General features: G+C 57.2%; 15 protein-coding genes and 1 pseudogene. 10 read left to right on the top strand and 6 right to left on the bottom strand.

What is annotated here, in order from left to right:
• Window positions 1–172 precede the first annotated feature (172 nt).
• Complete coding sequence (locus BCF11_RS01675) at window positions 173–682, top strand: DUF1697 domain-containing protein (protein WP_098493211.1); 510 nt, start codon at window positions 173–175, stop codon at window positions 680–682.
• 44 nt (window positions 683–726) lie between these two features.
• On the opposite strand, the gene BCF11_RS01680 is transcribed toward BCF11_RS01675, so the two are convergent.
• The gene (locus BCF11_RS01680; RefSeq protein ID WP_098493212.1) at window positions 727–1,620 is read right to left on the bottom strand and encodes a LysR family transcriptional regulator; all 894 of its coding nucleotides are present in this window, start codon (window positions 1,618–1,620) and stop codon (window positions 727–729) included.
• Between the two features lie 87 nt (window positions 1,621–1,707).
• Here BCF11_RS01680 and BCF11_RS01685 point away from each other — a divergent pair, with 87 nt between their 5' ends.
• From BCF11_RS01685 to BCF11_RS01715, 7 genes are all read left to right on the top strand, one after another.
• Entirely contained in the window at window positions 1,708–2,484 is a 777-nt protein-coding gene (locus tag BCF11_RS01685) for an NAD(P)H-dependent oxidoreductase (RefSeq protein WP_098493213.1), read from the top strand.
• A gap of 157 nt (window positions 2,485–2,641) precedes the next feature.
• Window positions 2,642–3,205 (top strand): TetR/AcrR family transcriptional regulator, encoded by a 564-nt coding sequence (locus BCF11_RS01690; protein ID WP_098493214.1) that lies wholly within the window; start codon window positions 2,642–2,644, stop codon window positions 3,203–3,205.
• Between the two features lie 336 nt (window positions 3,206–3,541).
• Window positions 3,542–4,207, top strand: a complete 666-nt coding sequence (locus tag BCF11_RS01695) for a DUF3313 domain-containing protein (protein WP_098493215.1) — start codon at window positions 3,542–3,544, stop codon at window positions 4,205–4,207.
• Window positions 4,204–4,854 carry a paraquat-inducible protein A gene (locus BCF11_RS01700; RefSeq protein WP_098493216.1) on the top strand — a complete coding sequence of 217 codons (651 nt, stop codon included), beginning with the start codon at window positions 4,204–4,206 and terminating at the stop codon, window positions 4,852–4,854. Before BCF11_RS01695 ends, BCF11_RS01700 begins: the two co-directional genes overlap by 4 nt.
• Window positions 4,758–5,486, top strand: a complete 729-nt coding sequence (locus BCF11_RS01705) for a paraquat-inducible protein A (protein WP_233212334.1) — start codon at window positions 4,758–4,760, stop codon at window positions 5,484–5,486. Before BCF11_RS01700 ends, BCF11_RS01705 begins: the two co-directional genes overlap by 97 nt.
• On the top strand, window positions 5,479–7,113 hold the full coding sequence (locus BCF11_RS01710; protein WP_098493218.1) for an intermembrane transport protein PqiB: 1,635 nt from the start codon (window positions 5,479–5,481) through the stop codon (window positions 7,111–7,113). Before BCF11_RS01705 ends, BCF11_RS01710 begins: the two co-directional genes overlap by 8 nt.
• 2 nt (window positions 7,114–7,115) lie before the next feature.
• Window positions 7,116–7,757, top strand: coding sequence for a membrane integrity-associated transporter subunit PqiC (locus BCF11_RS01715; RefSeq protein ID WP_098493219.1), 642 nt, complete (start codon window positions 7,116–7,118; stop codon window positions 7,755–7,757).
• A gap of 14 nt (window positions 7,758–7,771) precedes the next feature.
• Here BCF11_RS01715 and BCF11_RS01720 read toward each other — a convergent pair whose 3' ends face one another.
• The 5 genes and pseudogenes from BCF11_RS01720 to BCF11_RS01735 form a co-directional block, all read right to left on the bottom strand.
• Window positions 7,772–8,047, bottom strand: coding sequence for a serine hydrolase (locus BCF11_RS01720; RefSeq protein ID WP_199110711.1), 276 nt, complete (start codon window positions 8,045–8,047; stop codon window positions 7,772–7,774).
• A gap of 209 nt (window positions 8,048–8,256) precedes the next feature.
• Window positions 8,257–8,369, bottom strand: a pseudogene (locus BCF11_RS28570) (IS481 family transposase); the annotation flags it as partial.
• Window positions 8,370–8,558: 189 nt separating this feature from the next.
• Entirely contained in the window at window positions 8,559–9,245 is a 687-nt protein-coding gene (locus BCF11_RS01725; RefSeq protein WP_098493220.1) for an OmpA family protein, read from the bottom strand.
• A gap of 159 nt (window positions 9,246–9,404) precedes the next feature.
• Window positions 9,405–9,707 carry a hypothetical protein gene (locus BCF11_RS01730; RefSeq protein WP_098493221.1) on the bottom strand — a complete coding sequence of 101 codons (303 nt, stop codon included), beginning with the start codon at window positions 9,705–9,707 and terminating at the stop codon, window positions 9,405–9,407.
• A gap of 329 nt (window positions 9,708–10,036) precedes the next feature.
• Window positions 10,037–10,312, bottom strand: a complete 276-nt coding sequence (locus tag BCF11_RS01735) for a hypothetical protein (protein WP_098497271.1) — start codon at window positions 10,310–10,312, stop codon at window positions 10,037–10,039.
• A 1,324-nt stretch (window positions 10,313–11,636) separates the two neighbouring features.
• On the opposite strand from BCF11_RS01735, the gene BCF11_RS01745 reads away from it, so the two are divergent.
• Window positions 11,637–13,343, top strand: a complete 1,707-nt coding sequence (locus BCF11_RS01745) for a sensor histidine kinase (protein WP_098493223.1) — start codon at window positions 11,637–11,639, stop codon at window positions 13,341–13,343.
• Between the two features lie 12 nt (window positions 13,344–13,355).
• A complete protein-coding gene (locus BCF11_RS01750; RefSeq protein ID WP_098493224.1) occupies window positions 13,356–14,042 on the top strand; it encodes a response regulator transcription factor in 687 nt (228 codons plus the stop codon).
• The last annotated feature ends 3 nt before the right edge of the window (window positions 14,043–14,045 follow it).

A 14,045-nucleotide genomic window follows, 5' to 3' on the forward strand; every position in this document is an offset into this window, starting at 1 on the left:
ATAGGATATGTTTGCGCCATATTCAAGCCGAACACGGCTCGCCGGCGAAATGGCATCCGGCCGCACGATGCACAGAAGAATCATGCGCGCCAATCCATTAAATTAACGCGAGACAATTCCATGCAGATAGGTAGAATAATGCACTTCTGATCTTGAACGAGAGGGGACCTGCATGTACAGCTACGTTGCCTTGTTGCGAGCCGTAAATGTCGGTGGCACCGGCAAGCTGCCAATGTCAGAACTGAAGGCGATGTGCGAATCCTTGGGCTTTGCCAAAGTGCGAACCTACATTGCCAGCGGCAATGTCGTTTTTGCCAGCAAGCTTTCAGAAGCATCGGTGAAAGCGAAACTGGAAGCCTGTCTCAAGGCATATGCCGGAAAGCCCGTCGGCGTGCTGGTGCGCACCGCTGAGGAAATGGCCGCCATCCTCGACGGCAATCCGTTCAAGTCGGCGGCGCCGAACCGGACGGTAGCGATATTCCTTGACGCTCCGCCAGCGCCGGATGCACTGGATGATATGCGCGGCCAGCAGGATGAAGAAGTTGCGCCGGGTGTGCGTGAGATCTACGTGCACTATGGCGCCGGCATGGCGGACTCAAAACTGAAGATTGCCGCCGCAGCAAATGGAACTGCGCGCAACATGAATACCGTCGCCAAGCTTGTGGAATGGACCAGCTCCTAGGCAGTTGCCGGTCTAGCGGGGCTTCCGAATCAGGGTTAAACGGATCACACGGAATTTGCGATGTACTCACGCAGCCATTGGTGCGCGGGGTCGCGATGGGAACGCTCATGCCACAGCATGGCCATCTCGTAGCCCAGCACATCCACCGGCGGCTCGACCAGCTGCAGCGCACTGGTGTTGCGAACCAGGCGTGACGGCAGCATCGCCACCAGGTCGGTGCTTTCCAGGACCGACCTGACAAACAGGAAGTGCGGAACGGAAAGCACAACCCGGCGCGCCAGGCCGACCTCAGAAAGCATTTCATCGGTGACGCCGAGAAATCCGCCGCCGTCCGGCGACACGATCACGTGCTCTAGCTTGCAGAACTGCGCAAGCGTCGGCCGCCGCTGCAAGCGCGGATGACCCGCACGGCCCGCCAGAACATACCGCTCCGTAAAGAGCGCCCGGCGGCGCAGGCCGGACGGAGCGCCCTCGCTGGTATGGAAGGCGAGATCGATCTCCCCCTGCTCTGCTTGCTTGGCTATGCGTGGAGGGACAAGTTCCAGGACTGCCAGCCGCGTGCCAGGCGCCGCCGCACGCAAGCCGCTCAAAGCGGGCAGCAGGACCGTCGATTCACTGTAATCGGTCGCCGCAACCCGCCAGGTATGGCTGGCCTTGGCAGGATCGAAGGGGCTGGCAGGCGACACCGCACGCTCCAATGCATCAAGCGCCTGCCGCAAAGGTTCTCGCAACTCGTTAGCCCTAGCGGTGGGCTGCATGCCCCGCGGCCCGGGCAGCAGCAGCGGGTCTCCCAGGATATCCCGCAGCTTGGCGAGATGAACGCTTACCGATGGCTGAGAGAAGTTCAGGCGCTGCGCTGCGCGGGTCACATTGTGCTCCGCCAGCAAGACATCCAGCGTCACCAGCAGGTTAAGGTCCAGCCGTCTGAGATTATTCATGGTAATACCTGGAATATTGAAAATTCATTTCCAATATACCTTACAAAATCCTAAGCTGCTTTCTCCCTTACTGTTGAAAGCCCTGCCATGAATATCCTTTTCGTCTATGCCCATCCCGAACCAAAGTCCCTGAACGGCTCGCTCAAGAATTTCTCGGTTAAACGCCTTGAGGACGCCGGGCACGCGGTCCAGGTTTCAGACTTGTATGCAATGCAGTGGAAAGCTTCGCTCGACGCAGACGACAGCACGGACCGCCGGCCTGATGCGCGCTTCGATCCGGTCCTTGATTCCAAGCATGCGTTCGAGAACGGCCGGCAGAGCGAAGACATCGTACTCGAACAGGACAAGCTGCGCTGGGCGGATGCGCTCATCCTGCAGTTCCCGCTGTGGTGGTTCTCGATGCCGGCGATCCTGAAAGGCTGGGTGGAACGCGTCTATGCCTATGGCTTCGGCTATGGCGTGGGCGAGCATTCCGACGCGCGCTGGGGCGACCGTTATGGCGAAGGCACGCTGGCGGGAAAGCGCGCGATGCTGATCGTCACCGCCGGCGGCTGGGAGTCTCACTACGGCCCGCGCGGCATCAACGGCCCGATGGATGATGTGCTGTTCCCCATCCAGCACGGAATTCTGTATTACCCTGGCTTCGAGGTCTTGCCGCCGTTCGTGACCTACCGGACCGATCGCATCGACGAAGCAGGATTTACAAGGATTTGCGGCGAACTCGGCCAACGCCTTGACGACTTGTGGAAAACTGCGCCAATACCATTTCTGCCGCAAAATGCCGGCGCCTACGACATCCCGGCACTGACGCTGCGGCCTGATATCGCGCCGGACCAGCTAGGGTTCGCCGCCCACATCGCATAAAGCTGCGCCGCCCTGCCTGCATGTGTATGCAGGCAGGTCTCAGCTCTTCGTACACCGTAACAAGCGGCAAAAAAACCGACCAGAAAGATTGTTTCCGCCGAGATTTCGAGCTATTGTGGTGAGTTTGGCAGTCACTCATCTGCGCTGGAGACAGAGTATGGATAACATTACCCGATCGGAACGGACGCGCGAGGTCGTCATCCAGGCAGCCCTGGCGATCATCGCGCGCGATGGCCCTCGCCGGCTTACGCTCGATGCTATCGCGCGCGAAGCAGGCATCAGCAAGGGCGGGCTGATGCATCAATTCCGGTCGAAAGAGGCCGTGCTGAAGGCATTGCTGGAATATCAATCCGAGTATTTCGAGAAATTTTCTCAGAGCTATATGGCCGAGGTAGGGACGACCTCGCCGGAAGCCAATCTGTCGACACAGATCGCGGTAGCCCGCGAAGCGATCATGACGCAAAAATCGGTTGCCTTTGCCATTCTCGGCGCCATCAGCGAAGAACCTGGCCTCATGTCCATGTTCAAAGAGATTGACGCCAGGAAGCTCGAAGCCATCAGGGCTGAGGCCGTCGATCCTGAACTGGCGGTCCTGCGCTGGTATGCCGCCAGGGGATTGCTTCTGAATGCCCTGCTCGGGCAATGTTCGCTTTCGGATGAGGAGCGCCAGCAACTGTTTGACCGCCTGCTAGACAACAAGCGGTGGCCAGCATCCCGCTAAGACCAGAAAAAACTTCCTTGCACCAGCCCTGTCGCCGGAAGCCGAGCGCTTCCAGCGATGGCGGTCCTGATCGCTCCCCTTGCCCCGAAAAAACCACCTGAGCTTAACCGCCTGACACAGCGCCCCGTGCAGCAAAGGTCGCAGGGAAATTTCTTAACTACACAACAAACCGACCAGACGGTTTGCAAATTAGAGATTCAGTGCTATATTCGCTCCCTGAGCAGGCGTGAAGGGCTGGCCGGGGCCGGGGCCTGGCTCCGGCGTCAGCCGGGCGCCCCGACTCAAGCTGTGCCAGGCGATGACTGTCATCCCGGGAAAATCTGAAAAGGAATTGAAATGTACATATCCATCAAGGCGGGCCGGCTGGCGGCGATTGCAGCGTTCTGCATGGCGCTTGCCGCTTGCAGCACCACGCAACCGAATGCGTACTCGGGAATCTCGTCGTCATCCAGGCTGGCGCCCAACCGGAACAACGATAGCGGACGTGTTCCCTATAGTTATTCGACTCCTGTCGACTGGAAAAAATATAACGCGGTCATCATTGATCAGGTCGTGGTTTACCGGGGAGCGGATCAACAGTTCGGGGACATGACGGAAAAGGACAAGGATGCTCTTGCCAGCTACATGCAGGTTCAATTCGCAGAAAAGCTGGCGCCGCGTTTCATGCTCTCCCGCGATCCTGCTCCCAACACGCTGCGCCTGAAATTGATATTGACCGGTGCGGAAACCAACACGCCGGTGCTGGCGACGCTTTCACGATTTGATATCGCGGGCGGCATCTACAACGGCGTGCAGAATGCGCGCAACCGGGAAGGAACGCTGACGGGCTCCGTCATCTACGCTGTCGAGGTCTACGATGCGGCTAGCGACCGCCTGCTCAACGCCTTCATTACCAAGCAATACCCCCGCCCTTGGAACCTGGGGGCCAGCATGGGATCGCTGGCGGCATCGAAAGCCGGTATCGAAAAAGGGGCAGACGCACTGCTTGAGCAGCTGAAATGACGCCAAACCGGGATGTTGCGGCTTCGGCTCCAGGTGCGGACCGTCAACACCTGGTCGCTTGCGAATACTGCGACGCCGTTTACCAGCGCGCCGATCTTGCCACAGGCGAGCAGGCACTGTGCCGGCGCTGCGGCGGCTCGCTATACCGCGAGAGCAGGCGCGCCTATCAGCAGCTTCTGCCTTTGGTGGCGACCGCGCTGATCTTGTTTTTGCTGTCCAACGTTTTTCCCATTGTCGAGATGGAGCTCAAGGGCATACGCGCGAAAACCACGCTATGGGGGGCGGTGCAAGCGCTGTATGCAGATCACATGGTGCTGGTGGCGCTATTGGTGTTTGCGACCACCATCCTGTTCCCGCTGGCAGAGATGATGATGATGCTCTACCTGCTGGTGCAGATGGGACGGCGCCGCGTGCCGACAGGTTTCGCGCGCATCGTCCGCGGCATCCAGCTGACACGGCCGTGGGGCATGATCGAAGTCTATTTGCTCGGCGTGGTGGTGACGCTGGTCAAGCTCTCCAGCGTAGCCGATATCCTGGCCGGCCCGGCGCTGTGGTCGTTCAGCGCGTTGGTGGTGGTGCTGGCGACCATGCTGTCGTTCGATCCGCGCGACCTGTGGCAGTACTTGGCGAAGGGACCGCCGCGATGAGCGTGCCGCTGTCTTTGGCAGCCACCGCGACGTCGATGGGAATGCTGCCTTGTCACGCCTGCGGCCTGCTCAGCCCGCATGCGTTTGAAGCCCAGCCCTGTCCGCGCTGCCAAACTGTTTTACATCGCCGGAAACCAGATAGCGTGGAAAGCACCTGGGCCTATCTGATCGCTGCCGCGATTCTCTACATTCCTGCCAACCTGCTGCCAATGATGACCACGCAGTCTATCCTCGGGACCTCGTACGACACGATCCTCTCCGGCATCGCCTATTTCTGGATTTCAGGTTCCAAGGCGCTAGCCTTCCTGGTGCTGATTGCCAGCGTGGTGGTGCCGCTCCTGAAGATGATGGCTTTGACGATGCTGCTGCTGTCAGTACATTTCCGCTCTATCCGGCGCATCCGGCAGCAAACCCGCTTGTATCGTCTGCTGGAAGCAATCGGCCGCTGGTCGATGCTCGATATCTATGTCGTCGCCATGCTGGCCGCGCTGGTACGCGCCGGCAAGCTGGCCACCATCATTCCCGGCCCCGGAGCCCTGGCTTTCGCCGCCGTGGTAGTACTCACCATGCTCGCTTCCCTGAGTTTCGATCCCCGCCTGCTGTGGGATACGCTGGACGCAAACGATGACTGAACCTGATTCTTCCAATCCCCCGATACGGCCGGCGCCGACGCACCCGGAACTCCGCCAGCGCGCGCGCTGGCTACCCTCGCTGGTATGGCTGGTTCCCATCGTCGCCGCCGTCGCTGGATTATCCCTGCTGATACACACGCTGGCCGAACGCGGCCCCGAGATCAGCGTGAGCTTCCGCACCGCGGACGGACTCGCGCCCGGCAAGACCCCGGTGCGCTATAAGGCCGTTGACATCGGCGTGGTCAAGTCCCTGCGCCTGGCGCCGGACCGTTCCCACGTGGTCGCCACCATCGCCCTGAGCAACGATGCCGAGAACTTCCTGGCCAAAGATACACGCTTCTGGGTAGTGCGCCCCCGTTTTGCCTTCTCGGGAATTTCAGGCCTGGAGACGCTGTTGTCCGGCACCTATATCGGCGTGGACGCCGGCACGTCGGAAGCACGGAGCCATGCTTTCAGCGGGCTGGAAGTACCGCCGGCGGTAACCACCGATGCCCCTGGCAAGCAATTCTTGCTGCAAGCTGCAGACCTCGGCTCGCTCGACATCGGTTCCCCGGTCTACTACCGGCGCATGCAGGTAGGCCAGGTAGTGGCTTACCAGCTTGAACCAAACGGCCGCGACCTCTCCTTGCGGGTGTTCGTCGACAAGCCCTACGACAAGCTGGTCACCGCCAACACCCGTTTCTGGCATGCCAGCGGCATAGACATCAAGCTGGACGCCGGCGGTCTCAAGGTGAATACGCAGGCGCTCGCCACCATGCTGCTTGGCGGGGTGGCCTTCCAGGAACCTGACAATGCAAAGGCCGCTGCCGCTGCCAGCGCGGACACGCAATTCATGCTGGCAAGCGACCAGACAGAGGCCATGAAGGCGCCCGACGAACTGAAGCCGGCGCTTGCCGTGCTCAATTTCGACCAGTCCGTGCGCGGCTTGTCGCCAGGAGCGCCGCTGGATTTTCGCGGCATAGTGGTGGGTCAGGTGCGCTCGATCGGGATTGAATATCAGCGCGACAAAAAAAACTTCCGTTTTCCCGTCATAGTGGAACTTTACCCATCCCGCATGGGCTTCAGCCGGCGCGACCTGGAGGATAAGCAGCAAGCCTACGATATCGCCGAAACCATGAACAAGCGCGGCATGCGCGCACAGCTACGCAACGGCAATCTGCTGACCGGCCAGCTCTACGTGGCATTCGATTTTTTCCCCAAGGCGCCACCGGCCAAAATCAGCGTCGACGGTCCCATGCCCGAACTCGCCACCACGCCGGGCACGCTGGACGAGTTGCAGGCCAAGCTGGGCTCCATCGTTACCAAGCTCGACAAGGTGCCGTTCGAGCAGATTGGCCGGGACCTGCATACCTCGATGGCGGCGCTGGACAAGATGCTGGGCAATGCCGACAAGCTGATGGCCCAGGTCAACGGCAATGTCGTACCGCAAGCCATGGCCGCACTGCAGGACGCGCGCCAGACTCTGCGGGCGGCTAACGATACGCTCGCCCCGGATGCGCCGCTGCAGCAGGATACGCGCCGCATGATGCAGGAAATAACGCGCAGCACCGCCTCCTTGCGTGCCCTGACCGACTACCTGGAGCGCCATCCCGAAGCTTTGCTGCGCGGGAAGACGGATTCGAGGTGACCATGAGCAACTCTCCCAATCTGTCTGCGCTGTCTGCGGAACTGATACTCGTTGCCGCCATATTAGCCGGATGCGCTTCACCCGAGCCGCGTTATTACACACTGGCACGGGGGCCGGCAATTGATGCTGCAAGCGCGCCGACTGTCATCCGGAGCAAAGAGCCGGTATTGATCGAAGTACTCCCCATTCACGTCCCGGAAGCTCTCAACCGCAGCAATTTGCTTCTGGACAAAGGAGGCGGCAGGCTCAGCTTGATGGAACTGGATCGCTGGTCGGCGCCGCTGCCCGACGAGCTGCGCGACGCACTGTCGCAACGGCTGCAAGCCAGCCTCGGCGCCATCGACATCTACCATCAAGGCAAGTCCGGCGAGACGCCGTTGTACCGCGTTACCGTCGAAGTGATGCGCATGAATGCCGAACTCGGCGGACGCGCTGACGCCGTCATCAACTGGACAGTGCAGCGATCGCCAGACCGCAAAATGATGTCGGGCCATACGCAGGCAGCCTCGCCAGCATCGGGCGGAGTGGAAAGCGTGGTGACCGCCTACCGCCGGTTCATCGCCGACACCGGGGACGACATCGCGGCGGCAATACGCACTCTGCAAGCGATGTCGCTTCCGTCCCGGAAACAGGAAATTCCATGAAATCGGAACGGCGCTCAGGCAAGCTTTTCCCAATCGTAGAAGTCTGCGCCGCTGACGGCCGGGCGCCAGCCGGAGAGACCCGAGGAGTGGCTCATCAGCTGGTCCACGGTGATGCGATCCTTGCCGTTGGCGGCGAACTCGGGCCAGCGCCTGGCGACCGCCGTCTCGCCATCCACTGTCGCGCAGAACGAGGCGCCCAATTCTTCTCCGTTCTTGAAATTGGCCTCGAAAACCTCTCTCGCACCGGCAAATTTATCGTGCGCGAATCCGTCTATCGTGCCCTGCGGCATCCGAGAATGTCAGGGTACGAAAAGTACGGTGATCTGATAGAGGCGCCAGTCAGCATATTCCATCAGGGACAGAGGTGTCCGCCCCAATGAAAATCTGGATATATGGCTGCAATCTTTACCTTCTGAAATCATCGATTGATTGTTTGGCAAACTGAGGGTGTCCATATATGACATTCCCCGGCCCGACGTGTGCAGTTGTCAGATCAAATTCAGTTGTTCAATGCCGTGATTTTATCGCGCCACGCCTCCTTTCCGCCAACAAATGTTTGATCGGCGTGCGCCCGCAGCACATCTTGCCCTGGTGCGTGCGCGCGATGTTGTACTACGCCATGCCATGATCATCACCAAGCCCGCGAGCAGCTGCTCGCTCGCCAGTACATGCCAACAAAAAAAGCCCGCGTTACCGCGGGCTTTCCAGCATTTGCAACCTTTTCACAGCGTCAAGCGTCGGGCGTCGAATCGGCATATCTGCTCCACTGCCAGTACTGCCCGACTTCCCCGCCGCCGGAAATCATCGCGCAGCTTGCTGTCCTTGCTGAGGAGGCGTTTGTTCCCTGACATAAATTTCAGCGCGACGATTTATCGCGCGATTAGCAGGCGTGTCGTTAGCAACCAGCGGCTGGCTCGCGCCGAGCCCGTCAGAGGTTATGCGATTTGCCGTAACGCCGCGACTACTCAAATAGCTGCTGACGTTCTGCGCACGCTGACGCGACAACGGACCGTTGATGGCATCGGTGCCGGTATTATCGGTATGGCCGTAAACCTCCACCAAGGCAGCCGGATTTTGCGCCAGGCTTGAAGCCAGCTGGTCGAGTACCGGACGCAAGGACGGATTGAGATCGGCTTTGCCCGTGGCGAAACCGGTATCGGCTGGGATATTGACTTTCAAGCGGTTGTCCGCGGTCTGGCTAACCTGCACGCCAGTACCTTGGGTTGCTTGTTCCATGGCCTTTTTCTGTGCTTCCATCCGGTTAGACCAGATATTGCCCCCAACCGCGCCAATCGCGGCGCCAATGCCTGCGCCGATTGCCGTCCGCTTGGCTCCGCCCGGCCCCGCGATGCCGCCGACCAGACCGCCCAGCACGGCGCCTGCTCCGGCGCCCATCGCCGTACCTTTTTGAGTTTCCGACATATCGGCGCAACCCGCTGTTATCACAGTAACCGCCAGCACCAAGGCGCCTATCTTGAATTGGTTCATGATCTTTCCTCTTTGATGGATTGAATGTGTTTTTCGATTACCGAAAAAAATTTTACGCAGATGAGCAAGCGCAATAGCGCAATTTGGCTGCAGCCATCGACATGGCGATCTTCACCGATGTGAAAAACCGTCTGTGTCGAGTGCCGCTGCGCATATCTTTTAGCACTCGCCCTTTTTCGCCTGCCCCGGCGGGCAATGGTCACGCCTCTCATCGCGATCCCTGCGATGATCCCTGTCGTGATCCCCATCGTGGTGATGGCGCTCTTCCCACTCGCGCCGTTCCCAGTATCGATGGCCATCGTAGTATCTATCGCCATGCCAGCCGACCACCACGACAGGCGCAGGTGCAACGATCACTGGAACCGGTGTCCCGATATTGATGCCGACGTCAATGGCATGCGCCGCACCGGATATACCTATCCCGAGGCCGATGACTGCTGACGCGATGAGAGAACATTTCATAATCTTGCTCCAGAAAGTTATTTTCAAAATTGCTTCTGGCAAACGAACATGGCATGTTTTTTTGCACGATGATCATTTGTCCGGCTTTCTAAACGGGGAGCTTAAAGTTGCAGTTGACCGGTTTGCCAAGACGTCACAATCTTTAACCTTCCCAAATGGACAGGCTCCTCACCGCAGCAATGTTTATCCGCTTGCGGCCAGGATAGATTGCCTGCACAGGTCATTGCGCTCTTGAGGTCCATCGGCATGCGCGCTGGTCCAGCCCATGCCCTGCAGACAAAAAAAAGCCCGCGGTGGTTAAGCGGGCTTTCGGGCAATGAAATGATGACTCAATTTTTTTCATGCACTTTGACATGCTTATGCATTTTTCCCTTATTCGCTGTTTTGTGAGCTAAACCCTTCTGGCTTTCACGGTCCGCCGAACGCTGCAATCCCTTATCGCGGTCAAGCGCATTAGTCCCGTTAGTGTTTTTCAAGCCTTCACTACTGATGTGTTGCGTGGACGTGCCACCGGCATGTGAGCCGCCGCCGCCACGGGCAAAGGTGGTAATGCTGGCACTGGCTAAAAGCAAAGCGGCGCCAACAATGCATGCTTTTTTAAACATGATCTTTCCTCTCTTATGAAGTTGAATCGCTTTGTACATGTCTTCGAATTAGCGGGAAACGCCATCAAGCGAGCCTATTTTACTGACACTGCAGTTCCATTAACGCGCAAATCCAATGGAGAGTTAAGGAATTAAGTGTATTAGATGTATCGAATTGTTTCGACACTCCACTCTTCTCCGCATGACAATGTTCGTTCCTCCCTTCGTAACCGCCATGGCAACCAGCATTGCTGAGCATGGGATGTGTAATCTGTTGTGAATTGCTACAAGCCGGATACAAATATCGACAAGCTCCCTGATCGATATGCCAAAATGTGCACGTTTTAATGAGAAGTCAATCATTCAAGAAAAAGGAAAAGAACCATGAAAAAGCTTTTTGCCTTGTGCAGTTTTTTCGTACTTACCATACAAGGTTGCGCAGTCTATGGGCTGGATTATCCCGACGCCATAGTGGCCCCGCAAGGCCGCGGACAGGGGGGACCCGGCAATGGATTTTGCCCGCCAGGACAGGCCAAAAAAGGTAATTGCTAATTACTCAATGCTGACCATCCCGACGGCCTCGATGATTTGAACAGCGATGCACGGCATCTGCGGTGCTAGTCGCTCGCAAGCCGGTGCCAATAGAACAGAAAATGACCGCCCTTGCCGCCAAGCATCAGGTATTGGGCGGATTGGTGCGACGGTACGCTTCCGGCGATGTCGGGGCCGGTTGTCCACTCATCTCTACGTGCCGACTGGGCAATAGTGTCCAGCGCGGCTAGCCAACGGAATGAAACCCATCTGCCGGTTCACGGCATGGAATGAAACTGTAGCCTGGCATCAGTTCTGCCTCCCACCATTTGCCGCAGCAAATTCGCAGCCCTCAATTTATGTGGGATGTCAGCCCGTATCGCCTATGCTGAAACTGACAGGATGCCAAACTTCCGGCAGCAGGCGGTCCGCTATGCCAGCTATGTCGTTTCGACAATTCCCTTTTGTTTCGAGCATATCCGGGTGGGGGTCGAAAAGCGCAAATCAGTGCCGCTTCCTGCCGTCCGCAATAGGGATATGGAGACTGTCCTGATTCATTTGTTAGTTGGCAACTGATTGCTTTGCCACAGATGCGTTCACTCCAGCATTGACATAGGTATACCTGAGGGGCAATATACAAATTAACAATCAAAATATAAATTAATTCAATAATTAACAATTAAAAATATTTCTCAAAAAAAACTGAGATTATTAAAAAGCAACAATATAGTTTGACCGTTTCCGGACATCGGCGCAGCCCATAAGGGGCACAAAAAAAATCGCGCGCAAGGAAACACAGGGAGGATCACGCTCAATGTCTTGGCGCGAGAACACCAGGGCTGTCCACAGGCCAGGCAAAGAAAACGAAGTTGCTTCGAGTCTTGCCACGGACGCCGCTGACGCACAAATGGTTGGCAGGATGCGGCTGGTACTGGCCGTGTCCGGCCTGCTAGCGATTTTTATCGACCCTTCGGGCTTGAGCGACGTTAACCGTTTTACATGGTTCGTCTTTTCCGGCTATGTTTTGCACTGCACTGCCCTTTATATTTTTGCGCTGCTTAACAAACCATTCTCTCAGAGCAAGCTGATCCACTGGATGGATGTCTGCTGGTATGCCTTGATTGTCTTGTTCACAGGCGGCGTCAGCAGCTTTTTTTTCCTGTTCTTCTTTTTCGCCATTCTCACTTCGTCTTTTCGCTGGGGTTTCGAAGAAGGTGCGCGAATCACCGTCGCTTCAGCGGTATTGCTGGCCGCATGCGGCTTGGCGCTGGAGACAGAGCAAGATCTTCCTCGCTTATTGTTGCGCACCACCTTCTTGCTGACATTCGGCTACATGAGCGCGCGTTGGGGCGAGTCAAAAATAGAACTGAAGCGCCGGATCGCCCTGCTGCGCGATGTCAGCCGGCTATCGAATCCACGTTTCGGGGTCGATCACACCATCACCTCCATCCTGAAAAAGACCTTGGCGTTTTTCAAAGGCAGCAGCTGTATTTTAGTGATCCGGGACAAAGATTCCGCGACCGATTCATTACGGACAATCAAGGAAGGCGATCTAGAACAGTCAATCAATGCCGTGCAAATTCGTGCAGAGGCAGCATCACGACTGATGGCTTTCCCCCAAGATCAAATCGTTGTATACAACCGCCCACTTGGCCCCACCATGTACATACTCGGCGGGTCTTTGGCGTATGGAACGGTCAGCGGAAAATGGATCAAATGCGCAGAGCAGACAAGCCAGGACATGGCCGAGCTTCTGGAGACCGATGCCTTTATCAGTGTTCCTTTGTCATTGAGAAAAGGAGAAGGCCGGATCTACGTAATCTCGCACAGACACCGGTTCAGCAAAGCGGACGCCCTGTTCCTGAGCCATATCGCCGAACAAGCATTTCCCGTTATCGAGAACATCGAACTGCTCGACCGGATGGCCTCGGAGGCAGTTTCGCAAGAACGGAAAAAGATCGCGTTGGATATCCACGATACGGCCATCCAGCCGTATATCGGCTTGAAAATGGGCTTGAGCGCAGTGCGGAACAAAGCCGCTCCCGACAATCCCCTCATCGACGATCTCGACAAACTGATGAGCATGGCGGCACAGGTCATAGGCGATTTGCGCCGCTATGCCGGAACGTTTAAAAACGAACTGGGGCAGACTGAACCGATATTTCTCGTCATTCTGCGCCAGCAGGCTGCGCAAGTCCGGGAATTCTACGGGATCGACATCGGGGTCAGCATGGAAGGCGAACTTAATGTGAGCGACCGCTTGACCGCGGAAGTATTGCAGGTCGTGCGCGAAGGATTGAGCAACATCTGCAAGCACACTGATGCGCAGAGCGGATTCGTCAAGCTCCAGTGCGCGGATGGCTGGCTCAGGATTCAAATTGAAAATGAAAGTGTTGGCGTCCAGCCTGTCGATTTCACGCCGCGATCGATTACTGAACGGGCCACCGCGCTAGGCGGCAAGACCCAAGTGAAGCAAGGCGCTGGCGGCGGCACTGCCGTATTGATCGAAATACCCGTCTAAAAAGGTGAGGCCATGAAATCGGCGGACGCAACCATTCGCGTAATGCTCATAGACGATCACCAGACGATGTTGTGGGGATTGAGTAAATTGATCGATGGTGAAAAACCGAAGATGGAGGTGGTCGGGACCGCAAGAACCTGCGAAGAAGCGCTTGCTAAAATCGGTCAGTTGGTTCCGGACGTTATTTTGCTGGATCTTGACCTGGACGGGAAAGACGCCCTCGATATTATTCCAGCCCTGCTGTCGAATCTGGTGTCGCGCGTGTTGATCCTGACCGCCGAACGCCGACAATCGACGCTGGACGTCGCAGTTCTTCGCGGCGCCCGCGGGGTGCTGCGCAAAGACGTATCGGCGGAACAGGTGCTGAAGGCGATAGAAAAAACCCATCAGGGCGAGCTGTGGCTTGACCGTGAGACGCTGGGCAGGGTATTCGGCGAACTCATGAATCCAATCGCCGTCCGCAAGCCTGATCCCGAAACGGAAAAGAAGGACACCCTGACAGTCAAGGAGCAAAAAATCATCCGCACGATCGTCGAGGGCAGCGGCGCTTCCAACAAAGCGCTTTCGCAACGGCTATACATATCCGAACACACCTTGTGCAACCATTTGACATCCATATACCACAAGCTGGGCGTGAGTAATCGACTTGAATTATATGTGTATGCAATCAAGCATCAGCTGGGAAATCCCCAACCTTGATTG

Source organism: Collimonas sp. PA-H2 (genome assembly GCF_002564105.1).
GTDB lineage: Bacteria > Pseudomonadota > Gammaproteobacteria > Burkholderiales > Burkholderiaceae_D > Collimonas.